Source organism: Paraburkholderia sp. GAS41 (assembly GCF_050436545.1).
In the GTDB taxonomy this organism is placed as follows: domain Bacteria; phylum Pseudomonadota; class Gammaproteobacteria; order Burkholderiales; family Burkholderiaceae; genus Paraburkholderia.
In genome coordinates, this window is sequence record NZ_JBNDMK010000015.1 from 1 (window position 1) to 20,921 (window position 20,921).

The following is a 20,921-nucleotide window of genomic DNA, read 5'->3' on the forward strand; positions in this document are numbered from 1 at the left end:
CCTGTTCGTCGCACGCAGGAACGAGGTTAACACTGAAGCGTTGCGCCGGATCGGCGAACTGTACGCGATTGAGGCCGCGATTCGTGGCAAACCACGAGACGAACGAAGACGTATCAGGCAGGAGCAGGCGCGTCCCTTACTCGATGCCTTCGAGATCTGGCTGCGCTCGACATTGGGTACGGTGTCGCAGAAAGGCGATACCGCCAAAGCCATCAACTACGCGCTGAATCAGTGGGCAGCGCTCACGCTGTACGTCGATGACGGTGCCGTGGAAATCGACAACAACGCAGCCGAACGCGCTTTACGTGCCGTTGCTCTCGGCCGAAAGAACTATCTGCACTTCGGCTCCGACAGCGGCGGCGAACGCGGGGCCGCAATCTACACTCTGGTTGGTACCGCCAAACTGAATGGCCTTGATCCCGAGGCCTACCTGCGCCACGTCATCGCTCGCATCGCCGAGCACCCCGTCAATCGCGTCGACGAACTGTTGCCATGGGTCGTCGCCGATCAGCTTCACCACGCTGCCGCCTGACTCAACACGCTGTCAAGAACGGTCGCGGTCGGACGGTTACTTATCAAGCTAAAAGGTGTCAGTTCACGTTCAGAAATTTACGTGTAGGATACTGTATATGCATACAGTATCCTACACGCTTAATGTCACCTTCTGAGATCGGCGCCGAAGATATCCACCCATCGCTCTGGCGGGCCTCTCAGCTCGCGCGCGGACGTGGGCGCACCGTCGATACAGGGTATCCCGTGCTGTCGACGGAGCTGCCGGGCGGTGGTTGGCCTGTCGGCGTGTTGATCGATCTGCTGGTTCAGCAGGCTGGTGTCGGTGAAATGCGGCTTTTGCGGCCCGCGCTCAGCGCACTAGCCGATCGGCCGGTCGCGCTGGTTCAGCCGCCGCACCTGCCTGATGGGCTGGGACTGAGGTACATCGGGCTCTCGCTCGATCGCCTGTTGCACATCAAAACGCCTAAGTCGTCGGACGCTTTTTGGTCTGCTGAGCAGATCCTGCATGCCGGAAGCTGTGGCGCGCTGATTCTATGGGCGCAACACGTGCAGTCATCATCGCTACGGCGTTTGCATCTGGCCGCGCAGACATCTGAGACGCTCTTCATCATGGTCCGCCCTGTCACGGCGGCTCAGGATTCATCGCCAGCGGTGTTGCGGCTGGCTTTACGACCGGCCACGGAAGGCCTGATGGTCGATATCGTGAAACGACGAGGTCCAACACGCGCGGAGCCTCTGTCGATTTCTCTCCAACCCACTCCGGTTTTGTTTTCCCGTCATGCGCGTCTTTCTCGCCGTCCACTTGCCGAAGTTGTCCCTCGAAGTCTTCCTGCCGAGGTGGCTGCCTGAACCGGCGAGTGGCAGCGCGGTACTTGAGAAGGACAAGGTTGTCGTCGTGGACAGCGCGGCGCGTAGGGCCGGCGTACACCCCGGTATGAAGCGCGGTGGCGTAACGACGCTGTCACCCGGAACCATGATGTACGAGCGTGACTTCGTACGCGAAACCGCTGCGCAACGGGAAGTCGGTATGTCATTGATGAAGTTTTCCCCTGACGTCGCGCTGCTCGACGAGGCCACGATAATCGTCGAAATCGGGGCGAGTCTGCGACTTTTCGGCGGTCTGCTGTCGCTGTGCAGGCAGGCGAAAGCGATGCTCGCCACGCTCGGGTTGACCGCGAGCATCAGCGCAGCGCCGACCGGACAGGGGGCATGGCTATTGGCGAAACATGCGAGAAGGGCAAATACCCAGCGCGTATTGCAACTCACCTCGCTCGAGCGCGTGTTGCTACCGTTGCCCATGCTCGCGGTGCCGGAAATCCGCCCGTTTGCCGACTGGTTTGCCGGGCTTGGTTGCGAGTCAATCGCTGACGTACGCCGTCTGCCTCGCGCCGGTTTGCAGCGCCGCTGCGGCGAACATCTGCTGGATTCGCTGGATCGTGCTTTCGGTACCGCGCCAGAGTTGTTCGACTGGCTCGAGCCACCGCGTACTTTTTCCGCGCATATCGAATTGCCCGACCGGCTCGAACACGCGGACGGCGCACTGTTTGCCGCGCATCGTCTGATCGTGCAGCTCTGCGGCTGGCTGTGCGCGAAGCAACTGGCGGTATCCACGCTCACGCTGTCTATCGAACATGAACGAGGCAGACAGGCGCTACCGCCCACGCTGATCGAAATCTCACTCGGTGAGCCAGCATGGCGCGAAGAGCATCTGCTGCGTCTCCTGAAGGAGCGGCTGCATCGCGTGGAACTCGCGGCGCCGGCGATTGCGCTGCGGCTTGATGCATCGAAGGTCGAGCCGGTTGAACCGGATACGGACAGCCTGTTTCCTGAGCCAGGTGGAACGCCTGAGGATCACGCACGGTTGATCGAATTACTGATCGCACGCGTTGGCAACGAAAACGTGCTGCGTCCTGCGCCGAGCGCGGATCACCGGCCGGAAGTCGCGAACCGCTGGGTCCCCGTCAGCCAGGCGGCGCAGAAGACCGCGCTACCCGAAAGCCTGCCGCGGCCTACGTGGATGCTGGTCGTACCCATGCGTCTTTTGATGCGTCAGCATCGGCCGTTCTATAACTCGTCGCTGCGGATAATGTCGCCGGCTGAGCGCATCGAAGCCGGCTGGTTCGACGGCGAACTTGTCACGCGAGATTATTTCGTTGCCCAAGCTGACGACCGCAGTTGCTACTGGATTTACCGCGAGCGTATCAGCAGCCGCGATGCCGAAGAAGAGCCACGCTGGTTTCTTCATGGCCTGTTTGGATGACGCGCAATGGACTCGACCTTCACTGCGCTGCCGGCGTACGCCGAACTGTTCTGCTTTTCCAACTTCACGTTCCTGCACGGCGCGTCTCATGCGGAGGAGCTTGTCGCACGTGCGACGCAGCTCGGTTACGCAGGACTGGCCATCACGGATGAGTGTTCGCTCGCGGGCATCGTGCGTGCGCATGTCGCGGCGCAAGAGGCAAAGTTGCCGCTGGTGATCGGCTCTTATTTTCAGTTGCGCAATGCCGACGGTTCACCCGCCTTCGGACTGATTCTGCTCGCGCAGAACCGCGAGGGCTACGGCAATCTCTCAGAGCTGATTACGCTTGCGCGAATGCGCGCGCCGAAGGGGGAATACCGGTTGACGCCGCATGATCTGTCACGGCCCGATCGGGAAAACGCTCACCTGGGTGGCATGCCGGACTGTCTTGCGATTCTGGTGCCGGCATTTCCGGCCAAAGAAGACGCGCTGGAAGCGCAAATCGAATGGTTGGGCGAAACCTTTCCCGGGCGCGCATGGGTCGGGCTCGTATTGCATCAGCGTGCAATGGACGATATCCATCGCGGCTCGGTGGAGTATGTGGCGGACCGTCAGAACGTGCCCGTCGTCGCACTCGGTAACGTGGTGATGCATGTGCGCTCGCGCAAGCCGTTGCAGGATACGATGACAGCGATTCGCGTCGGCAGGCCGGTTCATGAGTGCGGTTACGAGCTTGCGCCTAACGCCGAGCAGCATCTGCGATCACGGCTACGCATTGCGAATCTTTATCCCGAGCAGACACTGTACGAAACGATCAACGTGCTGGAGCGCTGCACATTTTCACTCAAGGAACTCAAGTACGAATATCCCGATGAACTCGTGCCCAAAGGTTTTACGCCTGCCGGGTATCTTCGTCAGGAGACGTATATCGGCGCACAGTGGCGCTTTCGTTCCGGCGTTCCCGCGCATATCCAGCAACAGATCGAAAACGAGCTGGCACTCATCGCCGAGCTGGAATACGAACCGTACTTCCTGACGGTCTACGACATCGTGCGTTATGCGCGTAGCCAGCACATTCTGTGTCAGGGGCGAGGGTCGGCCGCCAATTCGGTCGTATGTTATTGCCTCGGCATCACGGAGGTGGATCCGGCGCGCAGCAGCATGCTGTTCGGGCGTTTCATTTCCAGAGAGCGCGGCGAGCCGCCGGATATCGACGTCGATTTCGAGCATCAGCGGCGCGAAGAGGTCATCCAGTACATCTATAAAAAGTATGGGCGTGACCGTTCGGCGATTGCGGCGGCCGTGTCCACTTACCGGCCGCGTGGCGCGTTGCGTGAGACGGGCAAGGCGCTCGGGATCGACCAGCAGATCGTCGATATGGTCGCCAAGTCGCACCATTGGTTCGACGATAGTCGAGATCTGCTGAAACGTTTTGAGGAGTCGGGGCTCGACCCGCAAAACCGGTTGATTCAGTCGTGGGCCAGACTGGCGTCGCAACTGCTCAACTTTCCGCGGCATCTATCGCAGCATTCCGGCGGCTTTGTCATCAGCCGCGGCAAGCTCACGCGTCTGGTGCCGGTGGAGAACGCGGCAATGGCGGATCGCTCGGTCATCGAATGGGATAAGGACGATCTCGAATCGCTCGGACTTCTCAAGATCGATGTGCTCGCACTGGGCATGCTGTCGGCGATCCGGCGCATGCTCGACCTCGCCTCGACGCGGCGCGGTGAACGTCTCGATATGCAGGACATACCAGAAGGTGACGAGAAGACGTATGACATGATTTGCCGCGCCGATACGATCGGCGTGTTCCAGATCGAGTCGCGTGCACAGATGAGCATGCTGCCTCGCTTGCAGCCGCGTGAATACTACGACCTCGTCATCGAGGTGGCGATTGTGCGCCCTGGTCCGATTCAGGGTGGCGCCGTGCATCCTTATTTGCGCCGGCGGCAGAAGCTGGAGCCGGAAATATACCCAGACGAGAAACTGCGGGAAGCCTTGGAACGCACGAAGGGCGTGCCGATTTTCCAGGAGCAGGTCATGCAGGTGGCGATGATCGCGGCGGACTTCACGGCAGGCGAGGCGGATCAGCTGCGCCGTGCGATGGCCGCATGGAAGCGCAAGGGCGGACTGGAGAAGTATTACGACCGCATCATCGGTGGGATGCAAAAAAATGGTTACGAACGCAGCTTCGCTGAAGCGATCTTCGAACAGATCAAGGGCTTCGGCGAATATGGTTTTCCGGAGAGCCACGCGGCAAGTTTCGCGTTGCTGGTTTATACGAGCAGCTGGTTGAAGTGTCACGAGCCGGAGGCATTTCTCGCCGCTCTGCTCAACAGTCAGCCCATGGGCTTCTACTCGCCGTCGCAACTCGTGCAGGATGCACAGCGGCATGGCGTCAAGGTATTGCCGGCCGATGTGACTATCAGCGGGTGGGATTCGGCGCTTGAGTCGCTGGAAGGAGCCGGGCGCCCGGCGGTTCGTCTGGGGCTATCGCTGTTGCGCGGCATGAAGGAAGACGCCACAGAGCGTATTGAGAATTCGCGCGCGGTGCGCTCGTTCAGGAGCGTGCATGACCTGGCTCGCCGCGCGCAACTCAACCGGCACGATCTGCGCGTGCTGGCCGATGCGAATGCGCTGGCAGCGCTCGCCGGCAATCGTCGTGAGGCGTTATGGCATTCGGTGGCCGCAGTGCCCGACAAGGACATGCTGGCCGTCGCCGCCGTGCAGGACGACACGCCGGAACTGGGCGCGCCATCGGAGGGGAATGAGATCGTCGCGGACTATCGCTCGGTGGGCCTGACGCTCGGACGTCATCCGCTCGAATTGCTGCGGCCTACGTTGTTAGCCAGCCGGTTGATGCCGGCATCGACGCTGCGCACCTATCCTGACGGACGACTGGCGCGCGCCTGCGGGATCGTTACGGTCCGGCAGCGGCCAGGCACGGCGAAAGGCGTGATCTTCGTGACAATCGAGGACGAGACCGGCAACGTCAATGTGATCGTGTGGCCGAGTCTGCTGGAACGGCAGCGCAAGGAGGTATTAGGCGCGTCGCTGCTCGCGGTGTACGGCGTCTGGCAGTGTGAAGGGGAAGTGCGACATCTCGTTGCGCAACGACTCGTCGATATGTCGCACCTGTTAGGTGGATTGCAGTCCACCAGCCGGGATTTTTGCTGACGCAGGCAGCTATGCGAGCGCGTCGCCTCGCCATGGAAACTTCGCCAGCACTTGCCGGATCGCCGTATCGAACGGCGTGCGGCGACCGATCCCGAGCGCTTCCAGACGGTCGGAATCCAGATGACAGTTGTACGGGCGCGGCGTCGCATCCGTCGGCGTGTGCTGCGGCGCAAGCCGCGCCTCCAGCTGTAGCGCCCCGGCAAGGTGGATCGCCATCTCGTACTTCGTCATCGGCTCATCGCCCGACCATTGCACGATGCCGCGAATCGCTTCGCCGCACGCATGCCGCTCGAGCATCTGACGGATGACGAACGCCACATCGGGCGTGAATGTCGGATAACGGATCGCCCAGGCGTCCATCGCGGCCGGCTTGACATCCGGCGAGTCGCTCGCCGACGCCGCAATGGCCGGCACCAGACTCGTCACAGCCGATTCCGCCCAATCGACAATCGGCCCGTACAGCAGCGGCAACCGCAGCACACAGCCGAGTCCAGTCGTCTCAGTGAGCGCTCGCTCACCATCGAGCTTACTGCGACCATAAGCGTTGAGCGGCGACGGCGGGGCGTCGTAGCGGTAGGGCGGATGCGTGCCGTCGAACACGTAGTCGGTGGAGATCGACAACACCCACGCGCCGCCTTGATTGGCTGCGGTGGCCAGGGTGCGCACCGCATCGACATTCAACGCACGGGCCAGCGCCGGATCATGCTCGCAGATATCCGGACGACGTTCAGCCGCCGCAATCACGATTGCATCGGGCGCTTCATGCTCGATAAACCGCCTGACCGCCGGCTCATCGCGGATGTCGAGTGCGATCCTGTGCGGGCCGGCACGCCGGAACGCCGTGGAGACGACCTGCCAGTCTGGCTGCTGCGCCAGCTCGTCGACGATGACGCGCCCGAGCAGGCCGGACGCGCCGATGACTGCAACCTTGAACATGTGCGAGCTCGCCTTAGTGAGCGTTGACGACGGTGTAACCGGCCTCGTCGATGGCTGCCTTGAGCGTCTCAACCGATTGCGCGGAGTCGACCGCCACGCGGCCGGTTGGCAGATCGACCTTGACCTGCGCTGCGGCGTCCTGTTCGCGAATTGCGTTGGTTACGGCCGCCACGCAATGCTGGCAGCTCATGCCTTCTACCTGAAATTCGATCGTCATCTGGTTTGCCTCGAGAAACATGAATGTTGCGATGGTTGAATTATGCCTGCTGGCACGCATCTGAATGGCTGACCTTCCCATCATGGGAAGGTGTACGATCGGCAGGCACAGCGGAGAAACAGCGATGAACATTGGCGAAGCAGCCCGCGCGTCGGGCGTCACGGCGAAGATGATTCGCTACTACGAAAGTGTCGGTCTGTTGGCGGCGAAAGCCCGTACGACGGCCGGCTACCGGGTCTACGGTCCGCAGGAAGTGCACTCGCTGCGCTTTATTCGCCAGGCGCGCCGTCTCGGCTTCCTCGTCGAGGACATTCGCCGTCTGCTGGCGTTGTGGCAGGACCGCTCGCGTGCGAGTGCCGAGGTGAAAGCGATCGCACTTGAACACGTCACGGATCTCGACCGCCGCATCGCCGAACTGACGGAAATGCGCGACACGCTCGCCCATCTCGCCGCACATTGTCACGGTGACGCGCGGCCCGATTGCCCAATAATCGAAGGTCTCGCCGATCCGGAAATGGCCGCAGGCCACAATTGCCATGCTGATTGACGATTCAAGAAGCAACCTTTGGTCGTCAATCGTTGCAACTGGACGGCGCAACTGCACCATTGTGGTGCCAAAATGCGGCCTAATTTCGCAGATATCGGCTTGAGGCATCGGTTATTCGATAAAAATCAGTAGCTTGTCGTCAAAATAACGATGCACCATTCCAAAACGGAATGCACATCATTCGAGCATTTCACTAGCCAGGTTGCACCAAAGGCCTATAATCCGGGTTAACCCTTCATAAGGGAAATCCCTGATGCCCAATCCACCGGGGATTCATTTCTGATCCTTGGAGAACATCATGTTTGCATTTATCGTTGAAACGCTGAGCACCTGGTTTGAAACCGCTGAACGTAGCCGCCGTGAGGCTTACCTTGCGTCGTCGACGGACATCGTCCAGCTCGAACAGCGCATCCGTTCACTCGAAACGAATGGCTACTCGCTGTAATCAGGTCTGAAGCACGTCTGAGCAGCGGCAGCGCCGTTGGCAAGGTCGTGGTAGTAGAGCGTAAGGCCCCGTATAGACGGGGCTTTGTCACATCTGGCGTCCACGTTTCACCCATCGCACACTCGCCGACTTCGTCGTGCCGTTCAATATCGACTAGCTTGAACGTTCCCACCGCGGTAAGGTAAAGCGATTTCTGCGTCATCCGGCATTCTCACCACTCACCCGGTCCGCTCATGGCTCCAGTCCAATTGATTCGCTCCTTGCAGGGCGCAGCTGTTCCCGCGCTGTTCGCCGCAATGTCGCTATTGACGCTGGCCGCGCCGCCGGCATTCGCCGCCTCGTCCAGTGGCGGGCAGCCGTTGATACTCGATACGCAGCAGGGCATCAGCGACGGACACAGCGGAACTGTGCTGCAGACTGCGCCGCTTTCGCATGAACGAATCGTTCAGGCGCAGCCCATCGCGACGCCGACTGAACTCGCGCCGAACTCGTCTGTACCGATCGTAGTTGCCCCGTATATCCAGTTGCCCACCGGGGGCGGCACGTCGACTGCGCATTCGAAGCCGCAGCCGCGTCCGGCGCAGTCGTCGCAGTAGATGCCGTGCGCGTCTGAGGACGCGGCGGTTCGAACAGGTGCCGTAAGGGAAAGGCGCTATGAAACAGCGCGCCCTTCAATCGCCGCGATATTCCACCTTGAATTGCGCTGCCTTGTCCTGACCGAGCGTCTGCACCAGCCACGGCATGGTGTCTTTGAGCGTTTTAGCTAGCGTATAAGGCGGATTCAGGATAAACATCCCGCTACCGAAAAGCCCGAAACCGTCCGAGGGCGGATTGCCGACGGTCAGCGTCACATGCAGCCAGTTGCGCTCCTGCAGGCGCTTTAGCTGATCCGGAAAGCGCTGCGATTCGGGGCGCGTCACCTGTGGATACCAGATCGCATACGTGCCGGTGGCGAAGCGTTTAAGGCTCTCCTCGACGCAATTCAGCGTGCGCGTGTAGTCGCGCTTGTCTTCGAACGAAGGATCGATCAGCACCAGCGCGCGTCGCGGCGGCGGCGGCAGCAATGCCTTGACGCCGTCGAAGCCGTCGCCCGCGTAAAGCATGGCACGCCGGCCGGCATCGCGGAAATTGTGCTGCAGAACGTCGATCTCGGTGCTGTGCAGTTCGAACAGACGCATGCGGTCCTGTTCGCGCATCAGCCGCCATGCGAGATAGGGCGAGCCGGGGTAGAAGCGCAGATTGCCGTCGGCATTGAGCGCCGCGACCTCATTCACGTAATCGGCCAGCATGGGCGGCAGATCCTTACGTCCCCACAGCCTGGCGATCCCGGTCTCGAACTCGCCCGTCTTGGTGGCGTAGCCTTCCTTCAGCGAGTAGACGCCGGCGCCCGCATGCGTGTCGATATACCAGTACGACTTGTCCTTCTGGGCGAGGTAGCGCAACAACTGCACGACGACGGCGTGCTTCAGGACGTCGGCATGATTGCCTGCGTGAAAGGCGTGGCGGTAACTGAGCATGATGAGGTGAAACTCGAAAGAGGGCGTGCCGGTCGCTTGGGGTTGCGCGCTAGACCCGAGGCGGGCTCACCGCATTGCGACCGGAGGTGCACATGCAATGCGGGTCGCGTATTGTACGCGAGCCCGCGTTGTCGTCCGAACTACGGCGGTGGCGGACCGGCCTCGCCGCGTTGCCGACCGCGCCGCAGCACGGTTTAGTCGTGCGCCTCGCCGACGATTTCTTCGATCTTCAGTTTGAGCTCGGGCGTGATTTTCGCGGCCACGTCCTGAGCCTTCATGTTCTCGGCAATCTGCTCGACGCGCGACGCGCCGGTAATCACGGTGCTGACATGGGGATTCTTCAGAATCCAGGCAATCGCGAGCTGGCCGACCGTGCAACCGAGTTCGTCCGCCACAGCGCCGAGTTTGCCGACAACGCCGTTCTTGCCCGCGTCCGTCACCTGCGTTTTCAACCAGTCGTAACCTTGCAACTGGGCGCGGCTGTCTGCCGGTATGCCGTCGCGGTACTTGCCGGTCAGGAGGCCCGAGGCGAGCGGGCTCCAGGTGGTCAGGCCGAGACCGATGTCCTCGTAAAGCCGCTGGTATTCCTGCTCGACGCGCTTGCGGTGAAACAGGTTGTACTGCGGCTGTTCCATGACAGGTTTGTGAAGATGGTGCCGCTCGGCGATGTCATAGGCCGCGCGGATCTCGTCCGCGCTCCATTCCGAGGTGCCCCAATAGAGCGCCTTGCCGCGTGTGATCATGTCGCTCATCGCCCAGACGGTTTCCTCGACCGGCGTATTCGGATCGGGGCGGTGGCAAAACACGAGATCCACGTAGTCCAGTTGCAGGCGCGTCAGCGACGCGTCGATCGCATTCAGCAGATACTTGCGGTTCAGCGTGTGATACTGGTTCGGCGCTTCCTGCAGGCCCCAGAAAAACTTCGTCGACACGATGTAGCTGATCCGCGGCCACGCCAGTTCCTTCAAGGCCTGGCCCATGATTTCTTCGGACTTGCCGCCGGCATAAACCTCGGCGTTGTCAAAGAAGTTGACCCCGGCGTCCCGTGCTGCCGCCAGTGATTCGCGCGCCGCGCGCGTGTCCACCTGGTTGCCGTAGGTCACCCAGGAACCGATGGACAGTTCACTGACTTGCAGGCCAGAGCGGCCGAGTCGTCGATAATTCATGCATGTCTCCTTGCGAGTTGATGCAACCGGCATTCGATGCTGCCAGCAAAATCGGGCGCCGAAGCAGGCGCGACCCATATAGTTTAAAGAGATACGGATTTGTGCGCGAATTCCGGATGCCTGTCACGGGGTTCATGCACAATAGCAAAGTTGGCCGCAGTGCAGCATTCGTCTGAACGGCCTATGCCGTTCGGTCAGCTTCACGCCGCCTGCGTGCCGTGGTCTCATTGCTCATCAACTGTATGGAGGCTCTGGATGTCGTCACTGAACTCGAATCTGAATGGCAAGGTCGCGGTGGTTACGGGCGCGGCGAGCGGAATCGGCAAGCAGATCGCGCTGACATTGTCGGCAGCGGGCGCCGCCGTTGCGATTGCCGACCTGAATCAGGATGGCGCGAATGCCGTCGCTGAAGAGATCAAACAGGCCGGCGGCAAGGCCATTGGCGTGGCGATGGACGTCACGAACGAAGAAGCCGTCAACCAGGGTATCGACAAGGTAGCCGCTGAATTCGGCTCGATCGACATCCTGATTTCGAATGCCGGCATCCAGATCGTCAATCCGATCGAAAACTACGCTTTTTCCGACTGGAAGAAGATGCAGGCGATCCACGTCGACGGAGCGTTCCTCACCACCAAGGCGGCGCTGAAGCACATGTACAAGGACGATCGCGGCGGCATCGTGATCTACATGGGGTCGGTCCACTCGCATGAAGCCTCGCCGCTGAAGTCGGCGTATGTCGCAGCCAAGCATGCCTTGCTGGGTCTCGCGCGCGTTCTGGCCAAGGAAGGCGCGAAGCACAACGTGCGTTCGCACGTGGTTTGCCCGGGTTTTGTGCGCACGCCGCTCGTCGACAAGCAGATTCCTGAACAGGCCAAAGAACTGGGCATCAGCGAAGAAGACGTAATTCGCAACGTGATGCTCGGCGGCACGGTGGACGGTATCTTCACCACGGTGGAAGACGTCGCGCAAACCGTGCTGTTCCTTTCCACTTTCCCGAGCGCGGCCTTGACCGGTCAGTCCTTCATCGTGAGCCACGGCTGGTTCATGCAATAAGGAGCCTGCTATGGCGCAGCGCAATGTCAAGCGGGCGCGTGCCGGCTCCCTCGGTGAAGGGAACGGCGAGCACGCGGGAGCAGCGGCTGGCGTTCGCGTCAGCCCGCATATCCAGTTGCCGCAATACGAAACCATCGCGCTGATGCTGCAAGGCGGCGGCGCACTGGGGGCCTATCAGGCAGGCGTCTATCAGGGGCTCCACGAGGCAGGCATCGAGCCGAACTGGATTGCCGGCATTTCGATCGGCGCGCTCAACACGGCCATCCTTGCCGGCAATGCGCCGGAGCATCGGGTTACACGGCTGCTCGAATTCTGGGAGACGATCTGTCAACCGGCTTTCGCGCCGCCGCTGCCGGCATTTCTCGAGCAGACGCTGTTCAATTCCAACGACGCGGTCCGCAAGGTTTTTACCGCCATGCAGGCCACGGGAGCGATCGTTCAGGGGCAGAAGGGCTTCTTTGTCCCGCGCTTCCCGCCGCCTTTGCCGACCGTATCCGGGCCGCCGCAAAATGCCAGTTATTACGACACGTCGCCCATGAAGTCGACGCTCGAGAAACTGTGCGATTTTGACCGGATCAACTCAGGTGAGACGCGCGTCTCGGTGGGAGCGGTGAACGTCGGTACGGGCAACTTCGCGTACTTCGACAATACGCACATGAAATTGCGGCCGGAGCATTTCATCGCTTCAGGCGCACTGCCGCCTGGCTTCGGCGCGATGGAAATTGATGGGGAGTACTACTGGGACGGCGGCTTGATGTCCAATACGCCGCTCTACGAAGTCGTCCAGACCACGCCGCGTCATGACACGCTCGCTTTCCAGGTGGATCTATGGAGCGCCATTGGGCCTGTGCCGGACAATATCACCGACGTGCAGGGCCGCATGAAGGACATCCAGTATTCGAGCCGCACGCGTCTCGTGACCGACATGCTGCAGCGTTCACAGCGTTTCAGGCACGTGTTGCGCGAGGTGCTCGATCGCGTCGCGCCCGAACATCGCGATGACCCATGGTGCAAGCTTGCCGAGGACCTGTCCTGTTCAAAACGCTACAACGTCATCCATCTGATCTATCGGCAGAAGGAGTACGAAGGGCATTTCAAGGACTTCCAGTTCGGTTTGTCCACCATGCGCGAACACTGGGAAAGCGGCTTGCAGGATATCCGCAACTCGTTGGCGCAACCCGACTGGCTGACCATGCCCGACAACGATGCTGGTTTCGTCACGCACGACATCCATCGCGACAAGCGCTGAGGTCTTGAGCGCGCAATGAAAATGGCACCCTGCGATTAGCAGGGCGCCGTTTTTTATGGCGCTAAAACTTTTGCGGAGAATGGGCGGCGCTCAACTGCGCCACCTCCACGCAGAGCTGATGCCTTACTTCAGCACTTGGGCAATCGCGGTGGTCACGGCATCGAGGTTGCGCGTGTTCAGCGCGGCCACGCAAATGCGGCCCGTACTCACGGCATAAATGCCGAATTCTTCACGCAGACGGTCTACTTGTGCTGCCGTCAGACCCGAATACGAGAACATCCCGCGTTGCGCGTTCACGAAGCTGAAGTCACGGTCCACGCCGCTTGCCTTCAGGCGTTCCACCAGACCGTTGCGCATGGCGCGAATGCGGTCGCGCATTTCGCCAAGTTCCGATTCCCACGTAGCGCGCAGTTCCGGCGAGCCGAGTACTGCTGCAACAACCGAGCCGCCATGGGTAGGCGGGTTCGAATAGTTCGTGCGGATCACGCGCTTGAGCTGCGACAGCACGCGGGACGCCTCTTCCTTGCTTTCCGTGATGATCGACAGCGCGCCGATACGCTCGCCGTACAGCGAGAACGACTTCGAGAACGAGGACGAAACGAACACGTTCAGTTCAGCGCGGGCGAACAGACGCACAGCGGCCGCATCCGATTCGATGTTGTCGCCGAAGCCCTGATAGGCGATGTCGAGGAACGGCACGAGTTCGCGGGCCTTGACGACTTCCACGATCTGCTGCCATTGGTCGGCGGTCAGATCGACGCCAGTCGGGTTGTGGCAGCACGCGTGCAGCACGACGACGGTGCCGGCTGCGTAGCTGTTAAACGCGCTCAGCAGGCCTTCGAAGTTCACGCCATGGGTCTTCGCGTCGTAATACGGATACGCGACGACCTCAAAACCTGCGCTTTCGAACAGCGCCCGGTGGTTTTCCCAGCTCGGGTCGCTAATCGCCACCTTGGCGGCCGGATTGACGCGCTTCAGGAAGTCGGCGCCGATTTTCAGCGCACCCGTGCCGCCCAGTGCCTGCGCGGTCACCACGCGGCCGGCGGCGATCAGCGGCGAGTCGTTGCCGAGCAGCAGCTTTTGCACGGCCGCGTCATACGCAGCAATCCCTTCGATCGGCAGGTAGCCGCGCGGCAGCGCTGCTTCTACCCGAGCCTTTTCCGCGTCGCGCACGGCGCGCAGCAGCGGAATCTTGCCTTCTTCATTGAAGTACACGCCCACGCCCAGGTTGACCTTGGTGGTGCGCGTATCTGCGTTGAAGGCTTCGTTCAGGCCCAGGATCGGGTCGCGGGGAGCAAGTTCGACGGCGGAGAACAGAGACATGATGGTTCGGCGGTAGTGAAAAGAGGGACGGCTTCAAGCATGGCTGCGGCACCGGCGGTACAAGCCTGCCCAACGAGGGTCTGAGATTAGTCGGACCGGATCAGGCAGGTCGGTGCTTAAACAAAGCAGCAGCGAGCGCAGCATGCCATTGTAGCGAATCCTGGCGCGTTTTTTAGGCTGCGGCGGCTCGCCAAATGGATTATTTGCTTGAAAAACAGCGCTTTGGCATCAGATTGGAGAGGCGAGACGGCTTTGAACCGGCCGCCGCGGAAAACCAGGAAACCCACCACAGCCGCTGCGCCGTGGCTCTGCGCGGATTCTCGCAACACCCCAGGGAGCTACGAGAATCCGCCGCAGATCTCCTCGAGCATTTCCCACCGCGCAGCCGTCAAAGGCCGCGTCCGGCTCCAGCCGTCCGCTCAGCCCGCGCTCCCGCAAACCGCTAGAATAGTCCTTTGCCCAGGCCCTGGTGCCGCACACATGTCCGAACATCATCTGACTGAAGTCAACGCCGCTCTCGACGAGTCGAAATTCGTGACGTTCGAAGGCTCGCCGTTCCAGCTTTACCAGCCGTACCCGCCCGCCGGCGACCAGCCTACCGCCATCGATACGCTCGTTGAAGGGGTCGAGGACGGCCTGTCGTTCCAGACGCTGCTCGGCGTGACCGGCTCCGGCAAGACCTTCACGATGGCGAATACCATCGCGCGGCTCGGCCGTCCGGCCATTGTGTTCGCGCCGAACAAGACGCTGGCCGCCCAGCTTTATTCGGAGTTCCGCGAGTTCTTTCCGCGCAACGCCGTCGAGTACTTCGTCTCGTACTACGACTACTACCAGCCGGAAGCGTATGTGCCGCAGCGCGATCTGTTCATCGAGAAAGACTCGTCGATCAACGAGCATATCGAGCAGATGCGTCTCTCTGCGACCAAAAGCCTGATGGAGCGGCGCGACGTGGTGATCGTCGCGACGGTGTCGGCGATCTACGGTATCGGTAATCCGTCTGAGTATCATCAGATGATCCTGACGCTGCGCAGCGGCGACAAGATCGGCCAGCGCGACATCATCGCGCGTCTGATCGCCATGCAGTACAACCGCAACGAAACCGAGTTCCAGCGCGGCGCGTTTCGCGTGCGCGGCGACACGATCGACATCTTCCCGGCGGAACACGCGGAGATGGCGGTGCGCGTCGAGTTGTTCGACGACGAAATCGAGACATTGCAACTGTTCGACCCGCTGACGGGGCGTGTGCGTCAGAAGATTCCTCGCTTCACCGTCTATCCGTCATCGCACTACGTGACGCCGCGCGAAACCGTGATGCGCGCGGTGGAAACGATCAAGGCGGAACTGCGCGAGCGGCTCGAGTTTTTCTACGGCGACGGCAAGCTGGTCGAGGCGCAGCGTCTGGAGCAGCGCACGCGCTTCGATCTGGAGATGCTGCAGGAACTGGGTTTTTGCAAAGGCATCGAAAACTATTCGCGGCATTTCTCGGGCGCGGCGCCGGGCGAACCGCCGCCGACGCTGGTGGACTATTTGCCGAGCGATGCGCTGATGCTGCTCGACGAGTCGCATGTGCTGATCGGCCAGTTGAACGGCATGTACAACGGTGACCGGGCACGTAAGGAAAATCTCGTCAATTACGGTTTCCGGCTGCCGTCGGCGCTGGACAACCGGCCGCTCAAGTTCAACGAATTCGAGCGCAAGATGCGCCAGGTGGTGTTCGTGTCGGCCACGCCCGCCGACTACGAGCAGAAGACGGCGGGGCAGGTGGCCGAGCAACTGGTACGGCCGACCGGCCTCGTCGACCCCGAAATCGAGGTACGTCCGGCGCGCACTCAGGTCGACGACGTGCTCTCCGAGATCAACGAACGCGTCAAGGCGGGCGACCGCGTGCTGGTCACCGTGCTGACCAAGCGCATGGCCGAGCAGTTGACCGAGTTCCTCGCCGACCACGGTGTCAAGGTGCGTTATCTGCACAGCGACATCGATACGGTCGAACGGGTCGAAATCATCCGCGACCTGCGTCTCGGTACGTTCGACGTGCTGGTGGGGATCAACCTGCTGCGCGAAGGGCTTGATATTCCGGAAGTGTCGCTGGTGGCGATTCTCGATGCGGACAAGGAAGGCTTCCTGCGTGCCGAACGCTCGCTGATCCAGACGATCGGCCGGGCCGCCCGCAACGTCAATGGCCGGGCGATTCTGTACGCGGACCGCATCACGGATTCGATGCGCCGCGCAATCGACGAAACCGAGCGACGCCGCACCAAACAGATCGCCTTCAACCTGGAGCGAGGCATCACGCCGCGCGGCGTGGTCAAGCGCATCAAGGACATTATCGACGGCGTCTACAACGTCGACGAAGCGCGTGCGGAATTGAAGGAGCAGCAACAGCGCGCCAAGTTCGAGGACATGTCGGAGAAGCAGTTGTCCAAGGAACTCAAGCGGCTTGAGAAGCAGATGATGGAGCACGCCAAGAATCTCGAATTCGAAAAAGCGGCCCAGACGCGCGACCAGCTTGCGCTGCTGCGCCAACGCGTGTTCGGCGCCAACGTCGGCGATCATCTGACCGGTACTAACTGAGAACACGGCCGGGTCTCTCCCGAGCCGGCCTGTTTGCCGTGCAGCGTCTCTCTGCACGGTTTGCGAGTGCATCTTTTCCCACCTTCAATCCCATTCTTGCGCGTGATTCTAGCGGCTCAACGCACCGATCTGACCCCGAGTCGAACCCTTCTGTAAGGCAGTTGCGGTAGTCCTGTCGGAACCAACGCAGCTATCGCCCGCGGCGCCCAAACTCTTGCACAGAGACGGTTTCGACGCGCCATCAATTGTTCTCCATGACGAAGAATGATAAACTTCCTTCAATATTGAGAATGGTTCGCATTAGCGTTAGTAATTTAGAGAAATGATTTTGAATGAAACGAGGTGCGCCGTTCTCCGTCAGGTCTTCATGGTCTCAGTCTAAAAACAAGGAGTTTCAATGCGAGTCTCTTCATTTCTGCGCCGCGGCGTGGTGACCGTCGCGGCGGTAGCCGCCGTGTCGGCAACAGCCGCTGAATATCCGATCGGCAAGCAGCAGATCCAGGGCGGCATGGAAATCGGCGCGGTCTACCTGCAGCCCATCACGATGGAGCCGGAAGGGATGATGCGCAAGGCCTCGGAGTCGGACGTCCACCTCGAAGCCGACATTCACGCGGTCAAGAAGAACCCGACTGGCTTCGCCGAAGGCGACTGGATGCCCTATCTGCAGGTGAGCTACGAGCTCTCGAAAGCGGGTTCGTCCCAGACGCAGAAGGGCGACATGATGGCAATGGTCGCCGACGACGGTCCGCACTACGGCGACAACGTCAAGCTGGAAGGCCCCGGCAAATACCACCTGAAGCTCTTCATTGCCCCGCCGATGCAATCCGGTCACATGGCGTTCGGCCGTCACGTCGACAAGGAAACCGGCGTGGGTCCGTGGTTCAAGCCGTTCACGCTCGAGTACGACTTCACGTACGCAGGCATTGGCAAGAAGGGCGGGTATTGATTCACGCTCCGCGCACGCGCGTGCGTGGCGTCGCGCAAACCGCTGCGGCGTGAACGCAACGCTCGTGCAGCGAGCCAACTGGCGTGTGAAAGCGCGCCGGGTTTTCTGGAGGGGCCAATGAGAATCAACCGAGAAATTGCGATCCTTGCCATGACGACATCGCTGGTCGGCGCGGCACATGCTGCGGACCTGCCGACCTTCAAGCTCGAAATGACCGACGGCAAGCTCAATCCGGTGCGGATCGAAGTGCCGGCGGGGCAGCGTATCAAGATCGAAGTGCGCAACACGGGCAATGGCGCGGCTGAATTCGAAAGTGTCCAGTTGCGCAAGGAAAAAGTGCTGGCGCCGGGCGCGGAATCGTTCGTGGTGATCGCACCGTTGTCACCTGGCGAGTACAAGTTTTTCGACGACTTCCACCAGCAGGCGCAGGGCGTGATCGTCGCTAAATAGTCGAAGTGCGTTGAAGCGGTATCGGGTCTGGACGCGGACGCGCGGCGTCCGCTCAAAGCAGGAGAGGTTCGATGGGTCAGGTGTTGTTCATCGTGTGGCGGGAAAGCGTCGAGGCGCTGCTGGTCGTCGGCATCCTCTATGCGTGGCTGAAAAACGGCGACGACAATGCGCGACGCGGTTTGCCGTATCTGTGGGCGGGCGTCGGCGCGGGCATTGTCGCGGCGATCGCGCTCGGTGCGGCGCTGATCGGTTTCACGGAAGTATTGTCCGGCGACGCACAGGACTATTTTCAGACGGCGATGGTGCTGGTCGCCTGCGTGCTGATCGTGCAAATGGTGTTGTGGATGAAGCAACATGGCCGCACGCTCAAGCGTGACATGGAGCATTCGCTGCAACAGAGCACGCGGGATTCGAACTGGTGGGGGATTGCCTTGCTGGTCGCGCTGGCGATTGCCCGGGAAGGCAGCGAGACGGTGATCTTCCTGTATGGACTCGGCTTTGGACAATCGGGCCACGTGGATGGAAGTCAGTTGCTGGCTGTGCTGATCGGTCTGGGTCTGGCGTTCCTGACGTTCTACGTCCTGCAACTGGGCGGCAAGTTCTTCTCTTGGCGGCTCTTTTTTCGCGTCACCGAAATCATGCTGCTGTTTCTCGGCGCGGGACTGTTTCAGACCGGCGTCGACAAGCTGATCGACAAGGAGGTTCTGCCCACGCTGGTCGATCAGATGTGGAACACCTCGGCGCTGCTCGACGACTCGAGCACGTTCGGTTCGCTCGTCGCTACGCTCACCGGCTACCGCGCGCATCCGGCGCTCATGAATCTGCTTGCCTATGCGGTGTACTGGGGCGTCGTCTATCTGCTGGTGCGCAGGGCCAACCGGCGGCCGGCGCAGCAGGCGGCAGGACGCGCGGCATGAGGGATGGTGCACGCGTCTATAACGGCCGGGGCGATCGCGCCAGCCGTCTCGGCCGGCTCGCGGTGGCCGGTCAATGGATGCAACGGCATGGAACGCTGATTCGCGGTATCCAGTGGGTCGTAGTGGCGCTCTACGCATTTCTGGTTCTCGTGCCGGCGTTCATGCCGTTGCCCGACGAGACCGCGCATCTGTGGAATAACCTCACGCTGGCCGCGCAATTCGTGTTCTGGGGCATCTGGTGGCCGTTCGTGCTGCTTTCCATGGTGATGCTCGGACGGGTGTGGTGCGGCGTGCTGTGCCCGGAAGGCACGCTCGCCGAATTCGCCAGCAAATTCGGGCGCGGCAGGGCTATCCCACGCTGGATGCGCTGGGGCGGGTGGCCGTTCGTCGCCTTCGGCCTCACCACCATCTACGGGCAGATGGTGAGCGTCTACCAGTATCCGAAAGCGGTATTGCTCGTGCTGGGCGGTTCAACTTTCGCGGCGATGATCATTGGCTTGCTGTACGGACGTGAGAAGCGTGTCTGGTGCAAATATCTCTGCCCCGTCAACGGGGTTTTTTCGCTTCTCGCGCGGCTCGCGCCGTTTCATTTCAAGGTCGACGAAGACGCGTGGCGCCGCTCATACAAAGAGGGCGAACACGGTCATCGCGTGATTCCGATCAACTGTGCGCCGCTTGTGCCGTTGCGCAACATGAAGGGCGCTGCGGCGTGTCACATGTGCGGCCGCTGCAGCGGGCATCGCGATGCGATCGCCTTGACGTGGCGCGAACCGTCTTCGGAAGTGGTGCAACTCGGTGATCAGCAGGCCAGTGCCTGGGATACCGCACTGATCCTCTATGGCCTGCTCGGCATCGCGATCGGCGCGTTCCATTGGACCGCGTCGACATGGTTCGTCGATCTGAAGATGTTCCTCGCCACATGGCTGGTCGACCGGGACATCACGTGGCCGCTGGCCACCAATGCTCCGTGGTTTCTCTTCACGCATTACCCCGAGCAGAACGATGTATTTTCGTGGCTCGACGGCACGCTGGTGATCGGCTATATCCTCGCCACGGGGCTCGTCTATGGCACAGCACTGCTGGTGCTGCTGACGGGCGCCACGCGTACGCTTGGTCGCTTTAGCGCTGAGCGGTTGCATCATCTCGCGCAAGGGCTGATTCCGATTGCCGGCGCGGGCGTGTTTCTGGGCTTGTCGGCGACCACCCTGTCGCTGCTGCGCGCGGAGCATGTTTCGCTCGCGTGGGCGACGGATCTGCGCATCGCGATTCTGATCGTGGCCAACCTGTGGAGTGCCTGGCTCGCATGGCTCGTCACTGGACGCTACAGTGCGTGGCTTTTCCAGCGCGGTTTCGCAATGCTGTGGTTCATCGCTGCACTCGCGGTCGTCGACAGTGCCTGGTGGCTCATGTTTTGGGGCTGGACGCGCTAACGAAGTGGCATGGTGGTTCGATCGGCATGCTTGCATGCGGTCGGCGCAGGATGCGGCGGTGATGTGGCGGTTGCACGCGCAGAGATCGCGGCGTTCGCGATTGCCCCGAGCGCGGTTGAGTGGAACACAAACGGTGCTTGCAAACAGACAAAGCCGTGTGGATGTTGCCATCCACACGGCTTTGTCGTTCTGTTCATTCAGCAGTTGCGACTCGCGCTCTGG

General features: G+C 61.1%; 19 protein-coding genes. 14 read left to right on the top strand and 5 right to left on the bottom strand.

Features of this window, described 5'->3' with window-relative positions; translation table 11 throughout:
* The 4 genes from P3T43_RS20400 to P3T43_RS20415 form a co-directional block, all read left to right on the top strand.
* The coding region (locus P3T43_RS20400) for an IS66 family transposase (protein ID WP_429282853.1) at window positions 1-532 on the top strand (532 nt) is incomplete at its 5' end.
* A gap of 122 nt (window positions 533-654) precedes the next feature.
* Window positions 655-1,362, top strand: coding sequence for a translesion DNA synthesis-associated protein ImuA (gene imuA, locus P3T43_RS20405; protein WP_429282854.1), 708 nt, complete (start codon window positions 655-657; stop codon window positions 1,360-1,362).
* A complete protein-coding gene (locus P3T43_RS20410) occupies window positions 1,292-2,773 on the top strand; it encodes a Y-family DNA polymerase (protein ID WP_429282855.1) in 1,482 nt (493 codons plus the stop codon). The genes imuA and P3T43_RS20410 overlap by 71 nt, the downstream gene beginning before the upstream one ends.
* 6 nt (window positions 2,774-2,779) lie before the next feature.
* The gene (locus tag P3T43_RS20415; protein ID WP_429282856.1) at window positions 2,780-5,929 is read left to right on the top strand and encodes an error-prone DNA polymerase; all 3,150 of its coding nucleotides are present in this window, start codon (window positions 2,780-2,782) and stop codon (window positions 5,927-5,929) included.
* A gap of 9 nt (window positions 5,930-5,938) precedes the next feature.
* On the opposite strand, the gene P3T43_RS20420 is transcribed toward P3T43_RS20415, so the two are convergent.
* Together P3T43_RS20420 and P3T43_RS20425 are read right to left on the bottom strand one after the other, a co-directional pair.
* A complete protein-coding gene (locus tag P3T43_RS20420) occupies window positions 5,939-6,865 on the bottom strand; it encodes a dTDP-4-dehydrorhamnose reductase family protein (protein WP_429282857.1) in 927 nt (308 codons plus the stop codon).
* Window positions 6,866-6,878: 13 nt separating this feature from the next.
* Window positions 6,879-7,082 (bottom strand): heavy-metal-associated domain-containing protein, encoded by a 204-nt coding sequence (locus tag P3T43_RS20425; protein WP_429282994.1) that lies wholly within the window; start codon window positions 7,080-7,082, stop codon window positions 6,879-6,881.
* A gap of 124 nt (window positions 7,083-7,206) precedes the next feature.
* On the opposite strand from P3T43_RS20425, the gene cueR reads away from it, so the two are divergent.
* The 3 genes from cueR to P3T43_RS20440 all read left to right on the top strand — a co-directional run bounded on the left by cueR (window position 7,207) and on the right by P3T43_RS20440 (window position 8,670).
* Window positions 7,207-7,629 carry a Cu(I)-responsive transcriptional regulator gene (gene cueR, locus P3T43_RS20430; RefSeq protein ID WP_429282858.1) on the top strand — a complete coding sequence of 141 codons (423 nt, stop codon included), beginning with the start codon at window positions 7,207-7,209 and terminating at the stop codon, window positions 7,627-7,629.
* A 298-nt stretch (window positions 7,630-7,927) separates the two neighbouring features.
* Window positions 7,928-8,074 (top strand): DUF3563 family protein, encoded by a 147-nt coding sequence (locus P3T43_RS20435; RefSeq protein ID WP_429282859.1) that lies wholly within the window; start codon window positions 7,928-7,930, stop codon window positions 8,072-8,074.
* A 233-nt stretch (window positions 8,075-8,307) separates the two neighbouring features.
* Window positions 8,308-8,670, top strand: coding sequence for a hypothetical protein (locus P3T43_RS20440; protein WP_429282860.1), 363 nt, complete (start codon window positions 8,308-8,310; stop codon window positions 8,668-8,670).
* A 75-nt stretch (window positions 8,671-8,745) separates the two neighbouring features.
* Here P3T43_RS20440 and P3T43_RS20445 read toward each other — a convergent pair whose 3' ends face one another.
* Together P3T43_RS20445 and P3T43_RS20450 are read right to left on the bottom strand one after the other, a co-directional pair.
* Window positions 8,746-9,591, bottom strand: a complete 846-nt coding sequence (locus P3T43_RS20445; protein WP_429282861.1) for a 23S rRNA (adenine(2030)-N(6))-methyltransferase RlmJ — start codon at window positions 9,589-9,591, stop codon at window positions 8,746-8,748.
* A 194-nt stretch (window positions 9,592-9,785) separates the two neighbouring features.
* Complete coding sequence (locus tag P3T43_RS20450; protein ID WP_429282862.1) at window positions 9,786-10,757, bottom strand: potassium channel beta subunit family protein; 972 nt, start codon at window positions 10,755-10,757, stop codon at window positions 9,786-9,788.
* 255 nt (window positions 10,758-11,012) lie between these two features.
* Here P3T43_RS20450 and P3T43_RS20455 point away from each other — a divergent pair, with 255 nt between their 5' ends.
* Both P3T43_RS20455 and P3T43_RS20460 read left to right on the top strand, forming a co-directional pair.
* The gene (locus tag P3T43_RS20455; protein ID WP_429282863.1) at window positions 11,013-11,810 is read left to right on the top strand and encodes a 3-hydroxybutyrate dehydrogenase; all 798 of its coding nucleotides are present in this window, start codon (window positions 11,013-11,015) and stop codon (window positions 11,808-11,810) included.
* Window positions 11,811-11,820: 10 nt separating this feature from the next.
* Window positions 11,821-13,059 carry a patatin-like phospholipase family protein gene (locus P3T43_RS20460; RefSeq protein ID WP_429282864.1) on the top strand — a complete coding sequence of 413 codons (1,239 nt, stop codon included), beginning with the start codon at window positions 11,821-11,823 and terminating at the stop codon, window positions 13,057-13,059.
* Window positions 13,060-13,182: 123 nt separating this feature from the next.
* Here P3T43_RS20460 and P3T43_RS20465 read toward each other — a convergent pair whose 3' ends face one another.
* Window positions 13,183-14,382: an amino acid aminotransferase gene (locus P3T43_RS20465; RefSeq protein WP_429282865.1), complete on the bottom strand. Its 1,200-nt coding sequence runs from the start codon at window positions 14,380-14,382 to the stop codon at window positions 13,183-13,185.
* 480 nt (window positions 14,383-14,862) lie between these two features.
* On the opposite strand from P3T43_RS20465, the gene uvrB reads away from it, so the two are divergent.
* The 5 genes from uvrB (at window position 14,863) to P3T43_RS20490 (ending at window position 20,699) form a co-directional block, all read left to right on the top strand.
* Window positions 14,863-16,956, top strand: coding sequence for an excinuclease ABC subunit UvrB (gene uvrB, locus P3T43_RS20470; RefSeq protein WP_429282866.1), 2,094 nt, complete (start codon window positions 14,863-14,865; stop codon window positions 16,954-16,956).
* A gap of 397 nt (window positions 16,957-17,353) precedes the next feature.
* Window positions 17,354-17,902 (top strand): iron transporter, encoded by a 549-nt coding sequence (locus P3T43_RS20475; protein WP_429282867.1) that lies wholly within the window; start codon window positions 17,354-17,356, stop codon window positions 17,900-17,902.
* Window positions 17,903-18,019: 117 nt separating this feature from the next.
* Complete coding sequence (locus P3T43_RS20480) at window positions 18,020-18,352, top strand: cupredoxin domain-containing protein (RefSeq protein WP_429282868.1); 333 nt, start codon at window positions 18,020-18,022, stop codon at window positions 18,350-18,352.
* Window positions 18,353-18,423: 71 nt separating this feature from the next.
* The gene (locus P3T43_RS20485) at window positions 18,424-19,269 is read left to right on the top strand and encodes an FTR1 family iron permease (protein WP_429282869.1); all 846 of its coding nucleotides are present in this window, start codon (window positions 18,424-18,426) and stop codon (window positions 19,267-19,269) included.
* Window positions 19,266-20,699 carry a 4Fe-4S binding protein gene (locus P3T43_RS20490; protein ID WP_429282870.1) on the top strand — a complete coding sequence of 478 codons (1,434 nt, stop codon included), beginning with the start codon at window positions 19,266-19,268 and terminating at the stop codon, window positions 20,697-20,699. The genes P3T43_RS20485 and P3T43_RS20490 overlap by 4 nt, the downstream gene beginning before the upstream one ends.
* The last annotated feature ends 222 nt before the right edge of the window (window positions 20,700-20,921 follow it).